This is a genomic window from Pseudomonas sp. 20P_3.2_Bac5 (genome assembly GCF_025466035.1).
Classification (GTDB): domain Bacteria; phylum Pseudomonadota; class Gammaproteobacteria; order Pseudomonadales; family Pseudomonadaceae; genus Aquipseudomonas.
Map to the genome: position 1 here is coordinate 1 of NZ_JANLOA010000067.1, position 23,131 is coordinate 23,131.

At 64.6% G+C, this 23,131-nt stretch carries 20 protein-coding genes; 14 read left to right on the forward strand and 6 right to left on the reverse strand.

The window, feature by feature from the left end:
• The 4 genes from NTD88_RS12100 to NTD88_RS12115 form a co-directional block, all read right to left on the reverse strand.
• Nucleotides 1–794: CheR family methyltransferase (locus NTD88_RS12100; RefSeq protein ID WP_262191729.1), on the reverse strand; the 794-nt coding region annotated here is incomplete at its 3' end.
• The gene (locus NTD88_RS12105; protein ID WP_262153417.1) at nucleotides 791–1,318 is read right to left on the reverse strand and encodes a chemotaxis protein CheW; all 528 of its coding nucleotides are present in this window, start codon (nucleotides 1,316–1,318) and stop codon (nucleotides 791–793) included. The genes NTD88_RS12105 and NTD88_RS12100, both read right to left, overlap by 4 nt.
• A gap of 7 nt (nucleotides 1,319–1,325) precedes the next feature.
• Nucleotides 1,326–2,888, reverse strand: a complete 1,563-nt coding sequence (locus NTD88_RS12110; RefSeq protein WP_410017272.1) for a methyl-accepting chemotaxis protein — start codon at nucleotides 2,886–2,888, stop codon at nucleotides 1,326–1,328.
• A 197-nt stretch (nucleotides 2,889–3,085) separates the two neighbouring features.
• On the reverse strand, nucleotides 3,086–3,772 hold the full coding sequence (locus NTD88_RS12115; RefSeq protein ID WP_262153419.1) for a tellurite resistance TerB family protein: 687 nt from the start codon (nucleotides 3,770–3,772) through the stop codon (nucleotides 3,086–3,088).
• A 352-nt stretch (nucleotides 3,773–4,124) separates the two neighbouring features.
• On the opposite strand from NTD88_RS12115, the gene NTD88_RS12120 reads away from it, so the two are divergent.
• Nucleotides 4,125–4,886 carry a DUF2092 domain-containing protein gene (locus NTD88_RS12120; protein ID WP_262153420.1) on the forward strand — a complete coding sequence of 254 codons (762 nt, stop codon included), beginning with the start codon at nucleotides 4,125–4,127 and terminating at the stop codon, nucleotides 4,884–4,886.
• 552 nt (nucleotides 4,887–5,438) lie between these two features.
• On the opposite strand, the gene NTD88_RS12125 is transcribed toward NTD88_RS12120, so the two are convergent.
• On the reverse strand, nucleotides 5,439–6,221 hold the full coding sequence (locus NTD88_RS12125) for an AraC family transcriptional regulator (RefSeq protein WP_262128474.1): 783 nt from the start codon (nucleotides 6,219–6,221) through the stop codon (nucleotides 5,439–5,441).
• A 501-nt stretch (nucleotides 6,222–6,722) separates the two neighbouring features.
• On the opposite strand from NTD88_RS12125, the gene NTD88_RS12130 reads away from it, so the two are divergent.
• The 6 genes from NTD88_RS12130 (at nucleotide 6,723) to NTD88_RS12155 (ending at nucleotide 14,315) form a co-directional block, all read left to right on the forward strand.
• Nucleotides 6,723–8,351 (forward strand): APC family permease, encoded by a 1,629-nt coding sequence (locus NTD88_RS12130; RefSeq protein ID WP_262153421.1) that lies wholly within the window; start codon nucleotides 6,723–6,725, stop codon nucleotides 8,349–8,351.
• A gap of 17 nt (nucleotides 8,352–8,368) precedes the next feature.
• The gene (locus NTD88_RS12135) at nucleotides 8,369–9,382 is read left to right on the forward strand and encodes an Ldh family oxidoreductase (protein WP_262153422.1); all 1,014 of its coding nucleotides are present in this window, start codon (nucleotides 8,369–8,371) and stop codon (nucleotides 9,380–9,382) included.
• Between the two features lie 33 nt (nucleotides 9,383–9,415).
• Entirely contained in the window at nucleotides 9,416–10,342 is a 927-nt protein-coding gene (locus NTD88_RS12140; RefSeq protein ID WP_262128477.1) for a 4-hydroxyproline epimerase, read from the forward strand.
• Between the two features lie 94 nt (nucleotides 10,343–10,436).
• A complete protein-coding gene (locus NTD88_RS12145; RefSeq protein WP_262153423.1) occupies nucleotides 10,437–11,384 on the forward strand; it encodes a dihydrodipicolinate synthase family protein in 948 nt (315 codons plus the stop codon).
• Nucleotides 11,385–11,468: 84 nt separating this feature from the next.
• The gene (locus NTD88_RS12150) at nucleotides 11,469–13,046 is read left to right on the forward strand and encodes an aldehyde dehydrogenase (NADP(+)) (protein WP_262153424.1); all 1,578 of its coding nucleotides are present in this window, start codon (nucleotides 11,469–11,471) and stop codon (nucleotides 13,044–13,046) included.
• 3 nt (nucleotides 13,047–13,049) lie between these two features.
• Nucleotides 13,050–14,315, forward strand: a complete 1,266-nt coding sequence (locus NTD88_RS12155) for an NAD(P)/FAD-dependent oxidoreductase (protein ID WP_262153425.1) — start codon at nucleotides 13,050–13,052, stop codon at nucleotides 14,313–14,315.
• Here NTD88_RS12155 and aphA read toward each other — a convergent pair.
• Nucleotides 14,312–14,953 carry an acid phosphatase AphA gene (gene aphA / locus NTD88_RS12160; RefSeq protein ID WP_262153426.1) on the reverse strand — a complete coding sequence of 214 codons (642 nt, stop codon included), beginning with the start codon at nucleotides 14,951–14,953 and terminating at the stop codon, nucleotides 14,312–14,314. The genes NTD88_RS12155 and aphA overlap by 4 nt on opposite strands.
• Before the next feature lie 414 nt (nucleotides 14,954–15,367).
• Between aphA and NTD88_RS12165 the strand changes: the two genes are divergently transcribed.
• From NTD88_RS12165 to NTD88_RS12195, 7 genes are all read left to right on the forward strand, one after another.
• Nucleotides 15,368–15,775 carry an ExbD/TolR family protein gene (locus NTD88_RS12165; RefSeq protein ID WP_262153427.1) on the forward strand — a complete coding sequence of 136 codons (408 nt, stop codon included), beginning with the start codon at nucleotides 15,368–15,370 and terminating at the stop codon, nucleotides 15,773–15,775.
• Nucleotides 15,776–15,778: 3 nt separating this feature from the next.
• Nucleotides 15,779–16,537, forward strand: a complete 759-nt coding sequence (locus NTD88_RS12170; RefSeq protein ID WP_262153428.1) for an energy transducer TonB — start codon at nucleotides 15,779–15,781, stop codon at nucleotides 16,535–16,537.
• 115 nt (nucleotides 16,538–16,652) lie between these two features.
• Entirely contained in the window at nucleotides 16,653–18,953 is a 2,301-nt protein-coding gene (locus NTD88_RS12175) for a TonB-dependent receptor (RefSeq protein ID WP_262153429.1), read from the forward strand.
• Nucleotides 18,954–19,032: 79 nt separating this feature from the next.
• Nucleotides 19,033–19,677: a MotA/TolQ/ExbB proton channel family protein gene (locus NTD88_RS12180; RefSeq protein WP_095154159.1), complete on the forward strand. Its 645-nt coding sequence runs from the start codon at nucleotides 19,033–19,035 to the stop codon at nucleotides 19,675–19,677.
• A 16-nt stretch (nucleotides 19,678–19,693) separates the two neighbouring features.
• On the forward strand, nucleotides 19,694–21,394 hold the full coding sequence (locus NTD88_RS12185; protein ID WP_262153430.1) for a bifunctional metallophosphatase/5'-nucleotidase: 1,701 nt from the start codon (nucleotides 19,694–19,696) through the stop codon (nucleotides 21,392–21,394).
• A complete protein-coding gene (locus NTD88_RS12190) occupies nucleotides 21,384–21,800 on the forward strand; it encodes a cytidine deaminase (protein WP_262153431.1) in 417 nt (138 codons plus the stop codon). The genes NTD88_RS12185 and NTD88_RS12190 overlap by 11 nt, the downstream gene beginning before the upstream one ends.
• A 65-nt stretch (nucleotides 21,801–21,865) precedes the next feature.
• Nucleotides 21,866–23,125, forward strand: a complete 1,260-nt coding sequence (locus tag NTD88_RS12195) for a NupC/NupG family nucleoside CNT transporter (protein ID WP_262153432.1) — start codon at nucleotides 21,866–21,868, stop codon at nucleotides 23,123–23,125.
• Nucleotides 23,126–23,131 lie beyond the last annotated feature (6 nt).

Here is a 23,131-nt window from a genome sequence, read left to right on the forward strand (position 1 = left end):
ACATGCCGCACATAGGCGAACGATTGAGCGATACCCAACGGCCGCATGCCCAACCGCGCCAGCAGGCTGCCTTCGGCCGGGCCGATAAACAGCACGCCACCGGCATGAGTGAGGTTCTTCAACACCTCGAACACCCGCTGCTGGGTGGGGATATCGAAATAGATCAGCAAGTTGCGGCAGAACACAAAGTCGTAGGTGCCTTGACGGGCCAACAGCGCGGGATCGAGGACATTCCCCGCTTCGAACTGCACCTGCTTGCGCACGCGGTCGTCGAGGCGATGGCCGTCATCGGTTTCGCTGAAGTGCCGCTCGCGAAAGTCCTGGTGGCTGCCGCGAAACGAGTTGCGCCCGTACAGCCCGCGCTCGGCACGGGCGATGGAATTGGGGCTGATGTCCATGGCATCGACGCGAAATGCGTGGGACGCGACGCCGCCGTCGAGCAGCGCCATGGCAATCGAATACGGCTCCTCGCCGGTGGAACAGGGCAGGCTGAGAATCCGCAATGGCCGCGCACCGCCGAGTTCGGCCAGGCGTTTGTGGGCCAGGCCGACCAGTGCGGTGAAGGATTCCGGATAGCGGAAAAACCACGTCTCGGGAACGATCACGGCCTCGATCAGCGCTTGTTGTTCCTGGGGCGACTGCTGCAAACGCAGCCAGTAATCGTCCAGGTCGTGGGCCGCCAGCGCCGCGCAGCGCTGGCGCAAGGCGCGTTCGACCATCTGCTCGCCAACCGAGGCGACGTCGAGGCCGATGCGCTCCTGCAAAAAGCGGAAGAACCGCCGCTCGATGCTCATGGCTGCACCTCGAGCGCGGTCCCGGCGGGCGGAAAGAGCAAGCCGCGGACATCGTCGCTGAGCAGGTCCTGAACGCCGATCCACTGCAACAGGCCCTGAGCGTCTTCGCGCACCGGGCCGAGGTACGGCGCCTCGCGGTTGTCGACGCCGTAGGGACGGAATTCCGCCGGATCGCAGCGCAGCGTATCGCTGGCCTGTTCGAGAATCAGCCCGAGCAACAGGTCCGGGCGTGCGGTGTCAGCGCGGTAATGCACCAGCACCAGGCGCGTGCTGGTGCGGTGCGATGCCGGCTGGCCAAAGCTGAGGGCGCTGATGTCGATCACCGGCACCAGCGCGCCGCGATGGGCCAACACCCCGGCCACCCACTCGGGCGTCCGCGCGATGGGTTTGAGCGGCAAGCGCGGTAGCACCTCGGCAATCTCGCGGGTGTCGAGGGCAAACCGCTGCCCGCCAATGCGGAACACCAGGAACAACCGTCCCTGGCAGGCCGCGTCCTCGCTGCGGCGGGGCTTCAGCTCGTTCATCGCCACGTCAGACTTTGAACCGTGAAACGCCACCACGCAGGCCGACCGCCACCTGACTCAATTCGTCGATGGCGAAACTGGCCTGGCGCAGCGACTCGACGGTCTGGCTGCTGGCGTCGCTGAGCTGGGCCAGGGCGTGGTTGATCTGCTCGGCGCCGGTGGCCTGGGCCTGCATGCCCTCGTTGACCATCAGCACCCGCGGTGCCAGCGCCTGGACCTGATGGATGATCTGGCTCAACTGCTCGCCGACCTGCTGCACCTCGAACATGCCGCGGCGCACTTCTTCGGAGAACTTGTCCATGCCCATCACCCCGGCGGACACCGCCGACTGGATTTCCCGGACCATCTGTTCGATGTCGTAGGTGGCCACGGCGGTCTGGTCGGCCAGGCGGCGCACTTCGGTGGCGACCACGGCGAACCCGCGACCGTATTCACCGGCCTTTTCCGCTTCGATGGCGGCGTTGAGCGAGAGCAGGTTGGTCTGGTCGGCGACCTTGACGATGGTCACCACCACCTGATTGATGTTGCCGGCCTTCTCGTTGAGGGTCGCCAGCTTGTTGTTGACCAGATCGGCAGCGCCCATCACCTGGTGCATGGTTTCTTCCATCCGCGCCAGGCCCTGCTGGCCGGAACCGGCGAGCACCGAGGCCTGGTCGGCGGCGGACGTCACTTCGGTCATGGTCCGCACCAGATCCCGCGAAGTCGCGGCAATTTCCCGCGACGTCGCACCAATCTCGGTGGTGGTGGCGGCGGTTTCGGTGGCGGTGGCCTGTTGCTGCTTGGAGGTGGCGGCGATCTCGGTCACCGAGGTGGTGACCTGCACCGACGAGCGCTGGGCCTGGGACACCAGGCCGGTGAGTTCGCTGACCATCTCGTTGAAACCGTTTTCCACCGCGCCGAATTCGTCGTTGCGGTCCAGGTTCATGCGCACGCTGAGGTCACCGCCGCGCAGCACTTCCAGGGCGCGAACGATGCGCTGCATCGGCTCGGTGATGACGCGCATCAGCAGCAGGCCGCAGATGCCGGCGGCAACGACCGCCAGCAGCAGCGAGACGATCATGCTGATCTTGGCGGTGGACACGGCGTCGACGATGTTGTCGGTGGCGTGATCGGCGGAGCGGCGATTCCAGTCGATCAGCCCGTTGAGGTTCTTGCGACCTTCGGCCCAGGCCGGGGTCAGGTTCTCGATGAGCAAGCGTTGCGCTTCGGCGTAGTCCTGCTTGCGATAGGCCGCCAGCACCGCGTTCAGCGTCTGATGGTAAGTCTCGACCAGCACCTTGAAGGTTTCGAAGTTGGCCGTGTCTTCGGCATCGTTCATGGTCTGCTGGTAGTTGGCCATCTGCTGGCGCAGGCGCTCTTCGAAGTTCTTGTACAACGCCAGGTCGGCGTCGCTGAGCTCACGGTGATTGGACAGGCCCACCAGTTGCTGGGTCAGCACATAGCTGTCGACCCACGCGCTGCGGATCATCGAGCTGTAGTAGACCCCGGGGATGCTGTCGGAGCGGACGGTTTCTTCGCTGCTTTCGATGGCCATCAACCGCGAATACGCGGCAATGACCATCAGCGACATGATGGCGATGATCACGGCGAAACTTGCCAGGATCCGTTGGCGCAATGTCCAGTTCTTCACAATCAGCCCTCGAGCGTTCTACGCGTCAGGAAAAATGGGCTGATTATAGCCCACGCCTTACGCCAGCATGGGACTGATCCTACAGGAGTGAACGGGCAAAACGGCCTCATTTGTGGCCATTTGCCCATTTCATTGACTCAGATCGTCCGAACCTGCTTCTCAAGCTCGACCTTAAGCGCCGGATCGAGCCGCAACTGGCGGGCCAGTTCATCCAGGTAGGCGCGCTCCATGAAATGTTCTTCGTCCACCAGCATGACGCTGGCCAGGTACATTTCCGCGGCCATTTCCGGCGTGCCGGCGGCACGCGCGACGTCGGCCGGGTCGAGCGGTTTGTTCAGCTCGGCGTGCAGCCAGTGCTGCAGGTCGCGGTCGTTGCCGGAAAGTTTGACGAACTCGCCTTCGATCAACTCGCGCTCGCGTTCATCGACATGCCCGTCAGCCTTGGCTGCGGCCACCAGCGCCTTGAGGATCGCCTCGCTGTGCTGCTCGACTTGCGCGGGGGGCAGGCGGTCGAGGGTCTGCGGCTCGCCTTTCGGCGCGGCGGCCTGTTGCGCCTGCCAGTTGCCGTAGGCCTTGTAGGCCAGCACGCCGAGCGCGGCCAGGCCGCCGTAGGTCAGCGCCTTGCCACCGTATTTACGGGCCTTCTTGTTGCCGAGCAACAACCCCATCGCCCCCGCCGCCAGCGCACCACCGCCGGCACCGGAGAGGAGACTGCCGAGGCCGCCGCTGCCGCCCTTGTTCGCGCTGGAGGATGTGCCGGTCTGTTTTTGCAGCAAGTCCTGGCCGGACTTGAGCAGTTGATCGAGCAAACCACGGGTGTTCATTGCGAGCCTCCTGAGGCGCGGTTGTCCGAAAGCACCCGATGAAATGTCAGCGTGGTAATCGGAAAACCTGAATTGCCAATGTGGGAAAAACACTGACGGATAAGAGCCGAATCCTAACCGCGGGTTTCCGGGCCTCTGGGTGAAAATGTATTTCCTCTCGTGACAACGCCGGCGTCCTCGAATCGGTGGCAATCGTTGCTTTGTTCGGCTGCATCGTCGCGCATATAGCAAATTCGGTTAACCGCGCTTTTGTATTAACCCCTTCGCCCAACTACTTTCAGAGGTGCCCCGCACAGGCCTGCCGATCACCCGCGCTTGTCGCGACAGCCCATCTGCCAAACGGAGTTCGTCGATGCGCTTACCGCTGTTGTTCACCGCCACCACACTGGCACTGTCGCTGTCCTTGCTGCCGCCGAACGCACACGGCGCGGATGATCCACAGCGCGACCCGGCGGCCATCGCCGCGCTCGTTGCCCTCGGCAACTACCTGCAAAGCATCGAACGCTTCAGCCTGAGCGCCCGCAGCGAAACCGACCAGCAACTCGACAGCGGCCAGACCATCGCCTTCCAGCACCACACCCAGGTGCTCGCGGAGCGTCCCGACAAGCTCTACGTCAACGTTGACCAGAACAGTGCCAGCCGGCAGTTCTTCTACGACAGCAAGCGCTTCACCCTGTACGACCAGCGCCTGAACTACTTCACCCGCGGCGACGCCCCCGACAGCATCGACAAGCTGCTGGACCGGCTGGCCGATCGCTACGGCATCGAGCTGCCGCTGGCCGACCTGTTTCGCTGGAACGCCGGGACCGCCGATGACGTAGGCATCAGCCAGGCCTACGTGATCGACAAGGAAAACATCGAAGGACAGACCTGCACGCACTACGCCTACCGCCAGCCGGACATCGACTGGCAACTGTGGCTGCGCGAAGGCGCGGCGCCATTGCCGTGCCGGCTGGTGATCACCCGCCGCGACGACCCGGAGCGGCCGCGGCACAGCGTCAGCTTCGCCTGGGACCTCACCTCGCCGATCAAGGCCGACGCCTTCACCTTCATTCCGCCGGCCAAGGCGCTGGCGGTGCCGCTGGTCGAACTGCGCAAGGGAGAACAGCCATGAATTACGGGCGCGGTGCGCTGGTGCTCGGGGTCGCGGTGGTTCTGCTGATTCCCGCCGTGAGCGAGGCCTGGCAGTTGCGCGGGGGCGGTGGTGGGCGCACGTTCGTGGTGCCGCATCATGCGAGGGGTGGATTCCAGCGGCCGGGGTTCGAGCCGGGTTATCGGCCGCAGCCCATGCCTCGGCCGCAGCCGGGGCCGGGGCCGGGGCCGCATCCTGGGCCAGAGCCGCATCCGGGGCCACATCCTGAGCCGGGCCCCGGACCACATCCCATGCCTCCCGGACCCGGGCCAGGACCCATGCCGCCTCCGCCACCTCCACCGCCGCCCCCACCGGATGGCTGGTATCACCCTTGGGCGACCGCCGCAGTGATCGGGGCAACCACCGCGACCGCAATTGCGATTGGCAGCGAAGTGGCGTCGGTGCCGCCGGATTGTGTGTCGGTGGTGGCCAGCGGGGTCGCGTACCAGCATTGCGGGAGCACGTGGTATCAGCCGCAGTATGTGGGTAACAGCGTCCGGTTCGTGGTGGTCAGGGCGCCTTGGTAACGGGGCGCTATACCAGAACGCCCCCCGTCGCCTGCCGGTACTGCCTCGGCGTAAACCCGGTCAGCACCTTGAACTGCCGGGTAAACGCACTGTGATCGGTATACCCGCAGCGCAACGCCACCTCGGTAATCGGCAACTCGGTATGTAAAAGCTGATGCGCATGTTCCAGCCGCACTTTGTGGATCATCTGCCGCGGCGTCAGGTGGAACACCCGTTTGCAGTAGCGCTCCAGTTGCGCCACGGAAATCCCGGCGACGCGGGTCAATTCGCGCATGGTCACCGGCTGGTGAAAATTCGCCCGGATGTATTCATCCACCGCCGCCAGCCGCTGATACGCGGGGTGGGAGTCGCTGGCCGATTGCAGGTCCACCGACACCCCGGCCAGGCCGATGATTTCACCGCGGCGGTTATATAACGGGCGCTTGTGGGTCAAACACCAGCCGGGTTCGCGCGACCCGTACAAGTGCAATTCCAGTTGGTCTTCCAATACCCGGCCTTCTTCCAGTACCCGCCGATCCTGATCGGTATATCCGGGGCCCAATTGCGCCGGAAAGACTTCGGCGCTGGTCTTGCCCAACAAAGGCCTCAGTTGTTTGAAACCACAGCGTTGTATCAACGCCAGATTGGCCAACAGATAACGCGCCTGAACATCCTTGATGAATATCGCCACATTGGGAATGGCATCGAACAACGGCAATAAGAACGCCATGCCGGATAACAGCTCTTCGATGGTTTCAGGACGGCACTGATCATTGCCCTGACAGAGGATGGCAAACGCGCTGGGGGTCATGGGGCGGGCTCTCGTTCTTGACCGATTGGTAAAAATCCACAAGCGGGTTCTCACCAGGTGGACACTTTGCCGCACCCTCCCCGGACTGTCGAGCCTCGACGGACGCCACAGAGGGCGTGGCTTGTAAGGCTTCAGAAATTTTCCGAAGAGTCATAGGGAAATTTCCTAACTATGCCGATTTCGTCATTCCTCTTGAAGAAAACCATCAAGCGCCGAGGCGCCGATGGGTCCACTGTATTGGCATTGCCTGAGTCGTCGAAAACGTTGTGGCGAAGTCCAGGCAAGACCACCAGCCCGCGCCCTGGAATGCGTTGGCGAGCGTGCGCCGGGGTAACGAGGAAGTGTGTCTTCGCCCCCCCAATGCAATGACTCCATGAATACGGATTTTTATAAGAGCGCGGTTGCCCACAACCGCAAACACCGTATCGGGTGATCCCCGAAACAGTGCTTTCAAAGTGACATCACTTCTGCCTATCCAATAACCCACAAGAAGGCGACGCCATGTCAGGCAAAGGCAAGTTCAAAAAACAACTTTCATTGATAGACCTCACCTTTATCGGACTGGGAGCCATCTTTGGTTCGGGCTGGCTGTTCGCCGCCAGCCACGTGTCCGCCATCGCCGGTCCCGCCGGGATCTTTTCCTGGTTGCTGGGCGGTTTCGCCGTTCTGTTGCTGGGCATCGTCTACTGCGAACTGGGCGCCGCCCTGCCCCGCGCCGGTGGCGTGGTGCGTTACCCGGTCTATTCCCACGGCCCGCTGCTGGGCTACCTGATGGGCTTCATCACGCTGATCGCGTTTTCCAGCCTGGTGGCCATCGAAGTGGTCGCCGCGCGCCAATACGCCGCGGCCTGGTTCCCGGAGCTGACCAAGGTCGGTTCCAGTGACCCGACCGTCCTTGGCTGGCTGGTGCAGTTCGGCCTGCTCTGCCTGTTCTTCGCCCTCAACTACTACAGCGTGAAGACCTTCGCCAAGTCCAACAACCTGATCAGCGTGTTCAAGTTCATCGTGCCGCTGCTGGTGATCGGCGTGCTGTTCACCTTCTTCAAACCGGAAAACTTCACCTCCCAGGGCTTCATGCCATTCGGGCTTTCCGGCGTGGAAATGGCGGTATCCGCCGGCGGCATCATCTTCGCCTACCTGGGCCTGACCCCGATCATCTCGGTGGCCTCGGAAGTGAAGAACCCGCAACGCACCATCCCGATCGCGCTGATCCTCTCGGTGCTGCTGTCCACCGCCATCTATGCCTTGCTGCAGATCGCCTTCCTCGGCGGCATTCCGACCGAAATGCTGGCCAACGGCTGGTCCGGCATCGCCAAGGAACTCGCCCTGCCGTACCGCGACATCGCCCTGGCGCTGGGCGTGGGCTGGCTGGCGTATCTGGTGGTGGCCGACGCGGTGATCTCGCCCAGCGGCTGCGGCAACATCTACATGAACGCCACCCCGCGCGTGGTCTACGGCTGGGCCAAGACCGGCACCTTCTTCAAGGTCTTCACCCGCATCGACGAACAATCCGGCATCCCGCGCCCGGCGCTGTGGCTGACCTTCGGCCTGTCGGTGTTCTGGACCCTGCCGTTCCCGTCCTGGGAAGCGCTGATCAATGTGGTTTCCGCCGCGCTGATCCTCAGCTACGCCGTCGCCCCGGTGTCGGTCGCCGCGCTGCGCCGCAATGCCCCTGACATGCCGCGTCCGTTCCGCGTCCGCCGCATGGGCCTGCTCGGTCCGCTGTCGTTCATCATCGCCGCGCTGATCGTCTACTGGTCCGGCTGGAAGACCGTGTCCTGGCTGCTCAGCCTGCAAATCCTGATGTTCGTGATCTACCTGATGTGCGGCCGCTTCGTCCCGACCCAGCACCTGAGCCTGGCCCAGCAAGTGCGCTCGTCAGCCTGGCTGATCGGTTTCTACGCGGTGACCATCCTGCTCTCCTGGCTCGGCAGTTTCGGCGGCATGGGTGTCATTGCCCATCCGTTCGACACCCTGGTCGTGGCCGCCTGCGCCCTCGGCATTTACTACTGGGGCGCGGCAACCGGCGTACCGGCGCACTTGGTGCAACTGGAGTCCGACGACGCGGAAAGCGACGTCGAGCAAAACGCCCAGAGCGCTCCGGCCGGCGCCCGCGCCCAACTGTCCTGAGCCAACGGAGACCTGCCATGAGCGAGCGCATCAACCTCAGCCTCGACCAGGTGTTCGACCTGGCTCACCGCGCCCTGACCCACAACGGCATGGCCGACGACCATGCCCGGGCGATCGCCGAGGTGATCACCCAGGGCCAGCGCGACGAATGCCACTCCCACGGTCTGTACCGGGTGCTGGTGTGCGTGCGTTCGCTGCGCTCGGGCAAGGTCGATCCGGCGGCGCAACCGACCGTGAGTCAGCCGGCGCCGGCCATCGTCAAGGTGGATGCGCACTTCGGCTACTCGCTGCTGGCCTTCCAGCACGGCTTGCCGCAGTTGGTCGAAGCGGCGCGCAAACAGGGCGTGGCGGCGCTGGTGATCCGCAACTGCTTCCACTTCTCGGCGCTGTGGCCGGAAGTGGAAGCCATCGCCGCCCACGGACTGGTGGGCATGGCGATGACGCCGAGCCATGCCTGGGTAGCGCCGGAAGGCGGTAACCGCGGCGTGTTCGGTACCAACCCGCTGGCCTTCGCCTGGCCACGGGCGGGACAGCAGCCGTTCGTCTTCGACTTCGCCACCAGCGCCATCGCCCGCGGCGACATCGAACTGCACGCCCGCCAGGAGAAAGCCATTCCACTGGGCTGGGGCCTGGACACCGAAGGCCAGCCGACCACCGACGCCCGCGCCGCGCTGGACGGTGCCATGCAGACCTTCGGCGGACACAAGGGCTCGGCCCTGGCGGCGATGATCGAATTGCTGGCCGGCGCGCTGATCGGCGACCTCACCAGCGCCGACTCCCTGGCCTTCGACGCCGGGGCCGGGGCTACGCCATGCCATGGCGAACTGCTGCTGGCGTTCGATCCGAAGCGCTTCGGCGGTGACGATTTCGAACGGGGCCAGCAACGCGCCGAAGACCTGTTCAGCGCCATCACCGGCCAGGGCGCGAGGCTGCCCTCGCAACGCCGCTTCGCCGCGCGCCAGCGCTCACAGGCCGAGGGCGTGTGGGTCGAGCGCAGCCTGCTGCGGGATATCGAAGGCCTGCTGGCCTGACCTGACAACAACGCATTCTTGAAGGACAGACTGATGAAACAGATCCGCGTGATCGATTCCCACACCGAAGGCGAACCCACCCGCCTGGTGCTGGACGGCTTTCCGCAACCGGCCGGCGAGACCATGGCGCAAAAGCGCGATGCACTGCGCCAGCAGCATGACCAGTGGCGCCGCGCCTGCCTGCTGGAGCCGCGTGGCAACGATGTCCTGGTGGGCGCGCTGTACACGCCACCGGTGTCGGAAGACGCCACCTGCGGCGTGATCTTCTTCAACAACGCCGGCTACCTGGGCATGTGCGGCCACGGCACCATCGGCCTGGTCGCATCCCTGTATCACCTGGGCAAGATCGCCCCTGGCGAGCACAAGATCGACACCCCGGTCGGCCAGGTCAGCGCCACCCTGCATGCCGACGGCGCGATCACCGTGGCCAATGTGCCGTCCTACCGCTACCGCAAGCAGGTGCCGGTGGACGTGCCGGGTTACGGCCGCGTCTTCGGCGATATCGCCTGGGGCGGCAACTGGTTCTTCCTGGTGTCCGAGCACGGCCAGGAACTGCACCTGAGCAACGTCGAGCTGCTCACCGACTTCACCTGGAAGATGCTTCGCGCCCTCGAAGACCAAGGCATCCACGGCGAAGACGGCGCGCTGATCGACCATATCGAACTGTTCGCCGACGACGCCGAGGCCGACAGCCGCAACTTCGTCATGTGCCCCGGCAAAGCCTACGACCGCTCGCCCTGCGGCACCGGCACCAGCGCCAAGCTCGCGTGCCTGGCCGCCGACGGCAAGCTGGCCGCCGGCGAGCCCTGGGTACAGGCGAGCATCACCGCCAGCCGCTTCGAAGGTCGCTACGAATGGGACGGCGAGCGCATCCGTCCGTTCATCACCGGCCGCGCCTACATGACCGCCGACGCCACCCTGCTTATCGACGAAAACGACCCCTTCGCCTGGGGCATCTGAGCCCCCTGCTGTAGGAGCGAGCTCGCTCGCGAAGGACCGCCAAGCGGTCCCGTCCCCTCTCCCGACTCAAACTGAACACAAAGGACCAAGACTCATGACCACCAACATCTTCACCGGCACCATCCCCGCCCTGATGACCCCTTGCACCCCGGACCGCAAACCGGACTTCGACGCGCTGGTGAAAAAAGGCCGCGAACTGATCGAAGCCGGCATGAGCGCCGTGGTCTATTGCGGCTCCATGGGTGACTGGCCGCTGCTGACCGAAGCCGAGCGCCAGGAAGGTGTGGCGCGCCTGGTGGCCGCCGGCATTCCGACCATCGTCGGCACCGGCGCGGTCAACTCCCGCGAAGCCGTGTCCCACGCGGCCCACGCCGCCAAAGTCGGCGCCCACGGCCTGATGGTGATTCCCCGCGTGCTGTCTCGCGGCGCCTCGCCGGCCGCTCAGGAAGCGCACTTCGCGGCAATCCTGGAAGCCGCGCCGAAACTGCCGGCGGTGATCTACAACAGCCCTTACTACGGCTTCGCCACCCGCGCCGACCTGTTCTTCAAGCTGCGCCGCCAGTACCCGAACCTGATCGGCTTCAAGGAGTTCGGCGGTGCCGCCGACATGCGCTACGCCGCCGAGCACATCACCTCGCAGGACAAGGACGTGATCCTGATGGCCGGCGTCGACACCCAGGTCGTGCACGGTTTCGTCAACTGCGGCGCCACCGGTGCCATCACCGGTATCGGTAACGCCCTGCCGCGTGAAGTGCTGTTGCTGGTCGACCTGAGCAAGAAAGCCGCCAAGGGTGACGCCGTCGCCCGCCGCCAGGCGCTGGAACTGTCGGACGCCCTGCAAGTGCTGTCGTCCTTCGATGAAGGCTGCGACCTGGTGCTCTACTACAAGCACCTGATGGTGCTCAACGGCGACACCGAATACAGCCTGCACTTCAACGAAACCGACGTGCTCAGCGACGCCCAGCGCAACTACGCCGAGACCCAGTACACGCTGTTCCGCCAGTGGTTCGCCACCTGGTCGGCGAGCAACAACGTCGCCTGATCCCTCGCGGCGCCTTGTGCGCCGCTTCCGTTTCTTGCCGGCTGTACGCAGCCGGCCACCCTCGAATTCATTTCAGGAGCCGTTATGACCCTGACAGGCAACATGCTGATCGGTCAGCACGCCGTAACCGGCAGCCGCGAAGCCATCCGCGCGATCGACCCGGCCACCAACCGGGTGCTCGAACCGGCTTATCCGGGCGGCACCACCGAGCAGGTGGAACAAGCCTGCGCCCTGGCCTGGTCGGCGTTCGACCGCTACCGGGAAACTTCGCTGGAAGTTCGCGCGCAGTTTCTCGAACGTATCGCCAGCGAGATCGAAGCGCTGGGTGACGAACTGATCGACCGCGCCGTGGCCGAAAGCGGCCTGCCCCGCGCCCGGATCCAGGGCGAACGCGGTCGCACCTGCGGGCAACTGCGCACCTTCGCCCGTACTGTTCGCGCCGGTGAATGGCTGGACGTGCGCGTCGACAACGCGCAACCGCAACGCCAACCGCTGCCCCGCGCCGACCTGCGTCAGCGGCAGGTGGCGCTGGGCCCGGTGGCCGTGTTCGGCGCCAGCAACTTCCCGCTGGCCTTCTCCGTCGCCGGCGGCGACACCGCTTCGGCCCTGGCCGCCGGCTGCCCGGTGATCGTCAAGGCCCACGGCGCCCATCCCGGCACCAGTGAACTGGTCGGCCAGGCACTGGCCCGCGCGGTGAAACACTGCGAGCTGCCAGCCGGAGTGTTCTCGCTGCTGTACGGTTCCGGTCGTGAAGTGGGCATCGCGCTGGTCTGCGATCCGCGCATCAAGGCCGTGGGTTTCACCGGCTCGCGCAGCGGCGGCATCGCCCTGTGCCAGGCGGCCGCGGCACGGGCCGAGCCAATTCCGGTGTACGCGGAAATGAGCTCGATCAACCCGGTGTTCCTCTTCCCGTCCGCCTTGCAGGCCCGCGCCGAAACACTGGCCCAGGGCTTCGTCGCCTCGCTGAACCAGGGCGCCGGACAGTTCTGCACCAACCCCGGCCTGGTGATCGCCCGCCAAGGCGCCGACCTCGACCGCTTTATCGCCACCGCCGCCCAGCACATCTGGCAGAGCCCGGCGCAAACCATGCTCACCCCGGGCATCTTCAGCGCCTACCGCAACGGCATCGAAACGCTGGCCAGCAACCCCAACGCCGACACCGCCGCCGCCGGCCTCGCCGCTGAAGGCCCGAACCAGTGCCAGACGCACCTGTTCGTCACCCAGGCGGCGGATTTCCTCGCCGATCCGAGCCTGCAAGCCGAAGTGTTCGGCTCCGCCTCGCTGGTGGTGACCTGCGCCGATGACGCGCAGGTCCGCCAGGTGGCCGAGCACCTCGAAGGCCAATTGACCGCGACCCTGCACCTGGACGAAGCCGACCTCGACGACGCCCGCGCCCTGCTGCCGACGCTTGAACGCAAGGCCGGACGCCTGCTGGTCAACGGCTGGCCGACTGGCGTGGAAGTCTGTGATGCGATGGTCCATGGCGGCCCGTTCCCGGCCACCTCGGATACCCGGAGCACCTCGGTGGGGACGGCGGCGATCCTGCGTTTCCTGCGTCCGGTGTGCTACCAGGACTTCCCCGACAATCTGCTGCCTGCTGCGCTGCAACACGGCAATCCGCTGCACTTGCGGCGCCTGCTCGACGGCCAGAGAGAGGCCTGATCGATGGCCACGACCTTCACCCCCAACGTGGATATCGCCGTGATCGGCGCCGGCATCGTCGGCGTCGCCTGCGCCCTGCAACTGGCCCGCCAGGGCCAGCGGGTGTTGCTGGTCGACCGCCAGGCGCCGGGCATGGGCGCCTCGTTCGGCAACGCCGGGCACCTGGCGACCGAGCAGGTGTTTCCCATCGCCGACCTGTCGATCCTCAAGCGCCTGCCGGCGATGCTCATGGACCCCATGGGCCCGCTGCGCCTGGACTGGAAATACCTGCCGCGGGCCTTGCCGTGGTTCACTCGCCTGCTGCTGAACCTGCGCCCGGCACCGTTTCGCCGCAGCGTGGCCGGCATTCGCGCGCTGAACGAAGGCAGCCTGGCGGCCTGGCGGCGCCTGCTGGATTCCATTGGCCGGGCGGAAATGCTCAAGCAGGACGGTTCGCTGCTGGTCTTCGAGCGCCCCGAATCCCGCCCCGCCATCGACGCCCTGCAAGCGCGCATGCGCCAGCAGAATGTCGAGGTGACGTTGTGGCAGGCGGACGCCGTGCGCGCCGCCGCGCCGCAACTGAGCGAGCATCTGTTGGGCGGTCTGTTCTTCCCCGCGACCGGGCACTTCCTCGATCCGCACCAGGCGGTGGAAGCACTGTTCGACGCCGCCACGGCTGCGGGCGTGCAGTTCGTTCAGCGCGAGGTACAGGGCGGGCAACTCAAGGCCGACGGTGTCTCGCTGCGCACCGAACAGGGCGAACTGGTGGTGCCTCGGGTGCTGATCGCATGCGGCGCGCATTCGGCTCACCTGACCGAAGCGCTGACCGGCACGCGGGTGCCGCTGGATACCGAACGCGGCTATCACCTGATGCTGCCCCACGAGCACGACCGGCTGCCGTTCGCCGTCACCTCGCTGGAGCGCAAGTTCATCATGACGCCCATGACCGGCGGCCTGCGCCTGGCCGGCACCGTCGAATTCGCCGGCCTGGAGCGCCCGGCCAACATGGCCCGGGCCTGGCAGTTGCAGCGGCTGAGCCAGGGCCTGTTCAAGCGCGAACTGAATGCCGAAGCGGCAACGCCGTGGATGGGCTTTCGGCCTTCGCTGCCGGATTCGTTGCCGGTGATTGACCGGGTGTGCGAAGGCCGTGTGCTGCTGGCTTTCGGTCATCAACATCTGGGGCTGACCCAGGCGGCGGTGACGGCGGAGATGGTCGCAGCATTGGCGGGCTTGGCGACGCCCGCCACTGCGTTGCCGAACGTCGCAGCCTATCGGCTCGCGCGTTTCTAGTGAGTCGAGTCCACCAGCACTTCTTCCCCCAACGCCCCGTTGGCGGGTAGCGGCTGATTGGTCGAGTTGGCCGCGCGCATCACCCTGATCGCACGCGCGCCGACGGCCTGTGCGGAACGGATGTCGCTGTCGGAGTCACCGTAATAGAGGTGCACCCCACGGTCCTGGAGAAAGCGCGCCTTCTCCGGGCCGGAGGTGAACACCACGGGCTGCATGTCCCTGATGGCGAAAACCTGCTCAAGGATGGCAGTGACCTGCTCACCCTCGGTCTTCGGTCGGGCGGTGACGAAAAACAGCGTGTCGCCGCGACGCTGATGCAGGTCGATCAGGGCACGGGCTACGTCCTTGGGAATCGAATAGCGGTCACAGCCCGCGTTGGTTTCCGTCCAGAACGCCCTGTTCTTCAGGTAGTCGTTGCTGCCCGGCGAATACTTCTGCTGGCCCTCGTAGAAACAGGGGCTGGAGAACAACACGGTGTCGTCGATATCGAACCCTACCGCCATCGGCGCCGTGTCGCCGAGGCTGCTGGTGAGTTGCTGCAGGGTAATCCAGTGCACACCGGCAGGGCGCGACGGGTCGGAACATCCCGCCAGGGTCAGCGCCAGCAATGCGGCCAGCATCCGTTGGAAAGTACGCACACAAACCTCTCGTTTCGAAAGTGGAGACCTTGTCACTCGCTGGCGCCACACCCGTGGTGCCCGACAAGGGGTCTACCTGAATAACTGACAGTCATGTCAATTTCGTTTCGATACGCCAGGTTTCGTCAGCAACTGATACCGGCACCCCATTACCGGTTCCAGACTGTTCAACAAACAGTCTATTTAGACCCTTACAGCCTGCCAGCGCCCTTTAAATCGCATCGTTTTTCCGGGATTGATATCTTTTTGCCACTCGACAGCGAGCACTTAATCAAACTGTAACGTCCTCCTCCTAGGGTGTTCCTGACATCAGTGACAGCTTTGAAAGGTTTCGCACCGAGGGCTCTCACAACACAGTCGAAGTAGCCGCGCCGCTATCAGCCGGCCGACGAACAAAAGTGGAGAGCCAAGGCAATGCGCAGTTGGGAAGAACCGAAAAAGAAACGCGTGCATATCGAAATCATCCCGATGATCGACGTGATGATGTTCCTGCTGGTGTTTTTCGTGCTGATCAGCCTGAACGTGATTCCGGCCCTGGGCATCAAGACCCAGTTGCCCGGCGCCGCCCACGCCCAGCAGTTGAAACCGCAGAACAAGGCGGTGATCACCCTCGGCCTGAATGACCGTTTGCAACTCGACGGCCAGGACCTCGGCGAAGACGCATTGGTCGCGCAATTGAAGACCCTGGAAAACACCAGCGAGAAACTGGTGATCATCCTCAACAGCGATCAAGACGTCGAAGTCGGTCGGCTCGTGGCCGTGATGGACCTGCTCAAGAGCAACGGTTTTTCGTCTGTTTCCATCGCCACGCGAAAGCTGTAAGCCATGTCGGTCCTGTTCAAATCGCGAAAAGTCATCGCGTGCCTGCCGGCCATCTGCCTGCTGGTGATCGCTGTTCAGAGCGCCCTCAAGGCGGAGTTGAAGATCACCCCGAAGTACGACGAAACCACGGTGGAGGTGGCACTGATCGATCCGGCGGACCTGCAGCCAGAACCGGCGCCTGCGCCACCGCCGCCAGAGCCGGAACCTGTGCCCGAGCCACTGCCCGAGCCAGACCCGGAGCCCGTGGTCGAACTGCCGGAGCCGCCGCCCAAGCCCAAGCCAAAACCGCCTGAGCCCAAGCCGCAGCCGCCCAAGCCGAAACCCCAGGTGGCCAAGCCAGCACCACCCCAGCCAGCCGCGCAACCGGCAGTGGCCCCGGCAGTGGCAAGCAAACCGCCAGCGGCCGCGACACCGGCGCCACCACCACCGCCGGCGCCGCCCAAGGTCAACATCGCGGCATTGGAAAACAGCTACATCGCCGCGCTGCACGCGGAGTTGGAGAAGTACAAGCAATACCCGCGAGGCCGCGAGGCATCGCTGCAACGCCCGGAGGGCAGTGTCGTGATCTGGCTGCTGATCGACCGGGGAGGAAAGGTGCTCGATTCGGGCATCGAGAAGAAAGCCGTGAGCATGCTGCTGAACAAGGCAGCGCAAACCAGCTTGCGCCGTATCGAGCAAGTAAGGCCCTTTCCCAAGGCCGTATTCGAGGGCAGGGATAAGTACCGTTTCATCGCGACGCTTGTTTACAACATAGAAAACTAGGTTCCCCGGAAAGTGCCCAGCCGACGATCGCTCAGATCGCCGGGCGGGCCTCTGCACGCGCGAAACCTGGCATCTGTCTTCACACGATCAATCACAAACAAGGGAGGGAAGCTTGGTGAAACTCAATCGGCTGTTCGTCATGATGTTGACCGTTGGTTGCGGCGGTTGGACCGCCTCGACACTGGCGGAAGACTCCGTCGATATCGGTAGCGTCAACGTTACCGGTCAAACCGTGGGCAACGGTTTGATGGTGCAGGAGGAAGCGGCCAAAGCGCGCTCCACGGTCACCAAGGAAGCCCTGGACAAGATGAGTCCGACAAGCAACGGTATCGACAAGCTGAAATACACGCCCGGCATCAACGTCTCCAGCGACGACAGCACCGGCCTGAGCGGTTTCAACTTCACCATGCGTGGCATGAAATCCGACCAGATCGGCATGACCATGGACGGCGTGCCGATCAACGACTCGGGCAGCTTCGAGGTGTACCCGAACCTGCTGGGCGACCCGGAAAACCTCCAGGAAGTCTTCGTGACCCAGGGCTCCTCCGAACTGGATGCGCCGCATATCGGTTCCAGCGGCGGCAACATCGGCCTGGTCTCGATGGCCCCGAGCAAGGACGCCGGGGTGTTCTTCAAGCAGACCGTTGGCAGCAACAACCTGAGCAAGACCTTCGTTCGCCTGAACACCGGTGAATACAACGGCCTGAGCAACTACATTTCCGCGTCGAAAACCAACAGCGACAAATGGAAAGGCAAAGGCGACCTGGACGCCGAGAAGTTCGAACTGAACAGCCTGTTCAAGTTCGGCGAAGGCAACTCGATCCAGGGCATCATCAAGTACCACAAGCAGGAAAACTACAACTACGTTTCGCCGAGCCTGGCGCAGTACAAGTCGGACCACGACTACGATTTCCCCAACGTATCGACCTACAACCCGACCACCGGCAAGCTCACCACCGCCAGCTACGAGACCAGCCGCAACCCGTACGAAAACGTCACGGCATCGGTCACCAGCCGCTGGCAGTTGCGCGATGACCTGCAACTGACCGTCGCGCCTTACTACTACTGGGCCAACGGCGGCAGCTACCGCGCCTTCGGTTCGCCAGCCACCCTCACCCGAACCACCAACAGTTCTGGCAACTATGACCTGAGCAACCTCAAGACCACTGCCCAGTACAACGCCGACGGCGACCCGGTCAGCGGCCGTTACTACCGTCCGTCCTGGACCGAAACCTGGCGTCCGGGCGTCAACACCAAGCTGAGCTGGGCGTTCAACGACGAACACAACATCGACTTCGGCTACTGGTACGAACGCGCCCGCCAGCGCCAGACCCAACCGTTCATCTACCTTGAAGCCGATGGCAGCCCGACCGACATCTGGGGCAACTACGAGAGTTCCAACCAGGTCAGGGACGCCAACGGCAAAGTTGTACAGGGCCGCAACTACTTCACCATCACCCCGGTGCACAAACTGTTCGTCCAGGACACCTGGACCGCTACCCCCGACCTGACCCTGACCATGGGCCTGGCCTACGAGCACTCCACCCGTGACGGCGACCTGAAGGCCAGCCTCTATGACACGCCTGAAAAGCGCGACAAGACCTACCACGAGTTCCTCCCGAGCTTCAGCGCGCGCTACCAGATCAACGAGGACAATCAGGCGTTCTACAACGTCACCCGCAACATGCGCACACCGCCCAACTACGTGCTCTACAACGCCGGGGACTCGATCAGCCTCAAACCCGAGCTGAGCTGGAACCAGGAGCTGGGCTGGCGCTACGCCACCGATGACATGGCGTTGTCGGCCACGCTGTTCTACCTCAAGTTCAAGGATCGCCAGGTTTCGAGCCGCGACGAGGTCACCGGTGACTACCTGATGCTCAACGTCGGCAAGGTCGAGAACAGAGGTGTCGAACTGGAGTTCAGCGGCCTGCTGCCGCACAACTTCAACTACTACGCCTCCTACACCTACACCGAGGCCGAGCAGCAGAACGACACCCTCTACTACGGTGTGTACGTGCCGACCAAGGGCAAGCAGATCGCCGGCGTGCCGAAGAACATGTTCAACCTGAGCCTGGGCTACGACGACGGTCGCTTCTACGGCAACGTCATCGGCAAGTTCGTCGACAACCAGTTCGGCGACCTGACCAACGACCAGAGCATCCCGCACTACACCACCGTCGACATGAACGTCGGCTACCGCTTGCCGGTGAACAAGAAGTTCGTCAAGGACGCCACCGTGCGCCTGTCGCTGAACAACGTGTTCAACCGCGAGTACCTCTCCGGCGTGCAGACCACCACCTTCAACTCGGTGCGCTACAACGGCAGCGGCTCGGCCTTCGCCGGCGCCCAGACGCCTTACTACACCATCGGCGAAGAGCAGACGGTCGCGCTCTCCGTGGAAGCCAACTTCTAACCCTGTCTTCTAACCCAGAGCCAGGACCGGCCTGCGAGCCGGTCCTGCCCCGTGCCTGAACCGCCAGAGGTAACCCGCCATGAACATGGACCTGCTCCACGACATCACCTTCTACATCATGTACGGCGCCGCCGCCCTCGCCGCCTTCGTGGTCGTGGAACGCGGCATTTTCTTCGCCCACAACCTGCGCCGCGCCCGCGCCCTGGAAGCGGCCCTGCACCAGAAGGTGCGCCACTTCGACGAACTGCCCGCCGAACTGCGCCAGCGCGACAGCCTGCCGTTGCAGTTGCTGCGTCAGCTCTTCGACGGCCGCGTCGGCCTGCATTCGCACAATGAGCTGGAAGACCTCGGCCAGGCGATCTACATCGCCATGCGCGGCAAGCTCAACCATGGCCTGTGGATCCTCGAAGCGGTGGTCGCCGGCGCACCGTTGCTGGGCTTGCTCGGCACCATTCTCGGCATCATCGACACCTTCAAGGCCCTGGCCGAAGCCGGTGTTTCCGACCCGGGCGAAGTCTCTCGCGGCATCGGTACCGCGCTGTACGCCACCGCCTTGGGGATCGCCATCGCCCTGGTTGGCCTGGTGTTCAACAGCCACCTTCAAGACCGCCTCGAACTGATCAACGACAACCTGAAGATGCTCCTGTTGCGCGCCGGCATGGGCACCGCCTTCAGCACCCGGCCTGTTACCGCGCCGGCTGCCTCCAGCCTGCAACCTGCCTGACCGGCCGAGGATCGTCATGCCGCATCCACGTCTTGCCTTACGTCCCCTGCCGCTGATGCTGGCGGCCCTGCTGCTGGCCAGCGGCTGCCAACCGGCGAAGCCGCCGGTCAACGTCACTATCGCCGCCCTCAACGATTTCCACGGCAACCTGCAACCGAGCCCGTTCCAGAACGGCGAGGTCAAGCTCAAGGCCGGCGGCATCGGTCCGCTCAGCGGTGCGTTGGGCGAGTTGCGCAAGCAGGATCCGCAACTGCTGCTGGTGGGCGTGGGCGACATGGTCGGCGGCAGCCCGCCGATCTCCTCGATGTGGGCCGACGAGCCCAGCCTGAAAGCGCTGAACCTGCTGGGCCTGAAGTTCTCCGTGGTCGGCAACCATGAGCTGGACCACGGCAAGGCCGAGTTGCTGCGGCAAATCAACGGCGGCTGCCAGTCCGACCGCGCCGCCCAGGCGTGCCAGTTCGACAAGGCGTTCAAGGGCGCGGGCTTCCCCTACCTCTCCGCCAACCTGATGGACCGCCAGACCGGCAAGGCGCTATTCCCCGGCTACCGCATCGAACAGGCCCACGGGGCGAAGATCGCCTTTGTCGGCGCCACCCTCAGGAACGTCGATGCCTACGTCAGCGCCAACAGCATGAAAGGCCTGTACACGATCGATGAAGCCGAGGCGATCAACGCCCTGCTGCCGGAGTTGACCGCGCAAAAGGTCGATGCCGTCGTCGCGGTGATCCACCAGGGCGGCGCCACCCCGGAGCGCTTCGACCAGCAGGCGTGCAGCCAGTTGAGCGGCGACGTGGTGGACGTAGCCAAGCGGCTCGACCCGACGATCAAAGTGGTGCTCACCGCCCACACCCACGAAGGCTACCTGTGCCGTGTCGGCGACAAGCTGGTGACCCAGGGCGCCTCGTTCGGCCGCCTGCTGACCCACCTGACCCTGACCGTGGATACCCACAAGCACCAGTTGCTCGACGTCAAAGCCAACAACCTGGTGGTGGACGCCCAGCGCTACCACGCCAGCCCCGAAATCGCTCCGTTGCTGGCGGAAATCGAAACCCGCAGCCAGGCGCAACTGAGCAGACCGGTGGCCCGCCTGGGCGCCCGCGAAGTGCTGCGTGCCACCAACGAGGCCGGCGAATCGGCCATGGGCGACCTGATCGCTGACTCGCACCTGGCCGCCACCCGCGCCCTCGGTGCCCAGGTCGCCTTGATGAACCAGGGCGGCATGCGCATGGATATCAGCCTGGAGGACGGCCAGGAGCAGGTGAATTACGGCCAGGTCGCCACCGTGCAGCCGTTCAACAACAGCCTGATCCTGCTCACCCTGACCGGCGCGCAACTGCGGCAACTGCTGGAGCAGCAATGGCAGGACGGCGGCATGGGTTTCTATCCGCTGCAACCTTCGGCCTCGCTGACCTACCGCTGGGACGACCGCCAGCCGAAGGGCCAGCGCGTGCTCGCCGACAGCCTGCTGGTCGACGGCCAGCCGGTGCAGCCGGAGCAGCCCTACCGCATCGTCATGAACAGCTTCCTCGCCGAGGGCGGCGACAACTTCAGCGTGCTCAAACAGGCCAGTGACCGCCTCGACACCGGGATCAACGACCTCGACGCGATGATCAGCTACCTGCAGGAACGTGATCGCGCGGGCCAGCCCGGCGGCCTCGCCGAGGCGCAGCAGCGCATCCAGAAAGCCACAGCGCAGGTGGCCAGCAATGCGCAGTGAAGACTGGCAAACGCTGCAGGATCGCCTGTTGCCGGAGGCTATCGCCGCCGCCGACAGCGCCTGGTGCCCGCACTCGGAATTCCCCGTGGGCGCCGCGTTGCTGACCGCCGACGGCAAGGTGATTCGCGGCTGCAACGTGGAGAACGTGTCCTATGGACTGACCAACTGCGCCGAGCGCAGCGCGCTGTTCAGCGCCATCAGCCAGGGCCTGGCGCCCGGCAGTTTCAAGGCGCTGCTGGTGTACGCGCCCAAGGTGCCGCTGATTTCGCCTTGCGGTGCCTGTCGCCAGGTGATGGTGGAACTGCTGGCGCAGGACTGCCCGGTGATCTGCGTCGGCCAGGACAGCGCGGCAACCCGCCACTGGACCGCCGGGCAATTGCTGCCCGGCGCCTTCATCGAGTTTTGACCAGACCCGCCAGACCGACCGCAGACGTCGGCGGCGCTTACTTGAATCCTCCGGGGAAATGATCGATGGGCTTCATCGGTATCGTGGTGTTGTTGCTGTTGGCGGTGGCGCTGTCCAGTAACCGCAAGGCCATCCGTTTGCGCACCGTCGGCGCGGCGTTCGCCGTGCAGGCCGGGCTGGGCGCATTCGCCCTGTACGTGCCCTGGGGCCAGAGCACCCTGGGCGGTATCTCCGAGTCGGTGAGCTCGCTGCAGGGCTACGCCGATCAGGGCATCAGCTTCATCTTCGGCGGCTTGAGCAGCAGCAAGATGTTCGACGTCTTCGGCACTGGCGGCTTCGTCTTCGCCATTCGCGTGCTGCCGCTGATCGTGTTCTTCAGCAGCTTCATCGCCGTGCTGTATTACCTGGGCGTGATGGACCTGGTGATCCGGGTGATCGGCGGCGGCCTGCACCGCGTGCTGGGCACCAGCCGCACCGAGTCGATGGCCGCCACGGCGAACATCTTCGTCGGCCAGACCGAGGCGCCCATGGTGATCCGCCCCTTCATCCGGCGCCTGACCCGCTCCGAGCTGTTCGCGGTCATGGCCGGCGGCATGGCCTCGGTGGCCGGTTCGATGCTGATCGGCTATGCCAGCCTGGGCGTCGAACTGAAATACCTGATTGCCGCAAGCTTCATGGCCGCTCCGGGTGGATTGCTGATGGCCAAGCTGATGGAACCGGAAACCGAAACCCCGCAGCAGCGCCCGGACGACGAGCCCCAGGACCACGGCGACAAACCGGCCAACGTTATCGACGCCGCCGCCCTCGGCGCCTCGTCCGGCCTGCATCTGGCGCTGAACGTCGGCGCCATGCTGCTCGCCTTCATCGCCCTGATCGCCCTGTTCAACGGCATCCTCAGTTGGAGCGGCAACTGGTTCGGGGTCCCGGAACTGAGCATGCAACTGATCCTCGGCTACCTGCTGGCGCCCCTGGCCTTCGTCCTGGGCGTGCCCTGGAGCGAAGCCGTCACGGCCGGCGGCCTGATCGGCGAAAAGCTGGTGCTCAACGAGTTCGTGGCCTACGTCGACTTCGCCGCCCACCTCGACCCGGCACAAGCTGCCGCCAAGGGCGTGGCGGTGCTGTCCACGCAGACCCAGGTGATCATCACCTTTGCCCTGTGCGGCTTCGCCAACCTCGCCTCCATCGGCATCCAACTGGGCAGCCTGGGTGTGATGGCCCCCGAGCGACGCCCGGACATCGCCCGCCTGGGCCTCAAGGCGGTGGTGGCCGGCACCCTGTCCAACCTGATGAGCGCGGCACTCGCCGGGCTCTTCCTGTCCATCTGAACCGAA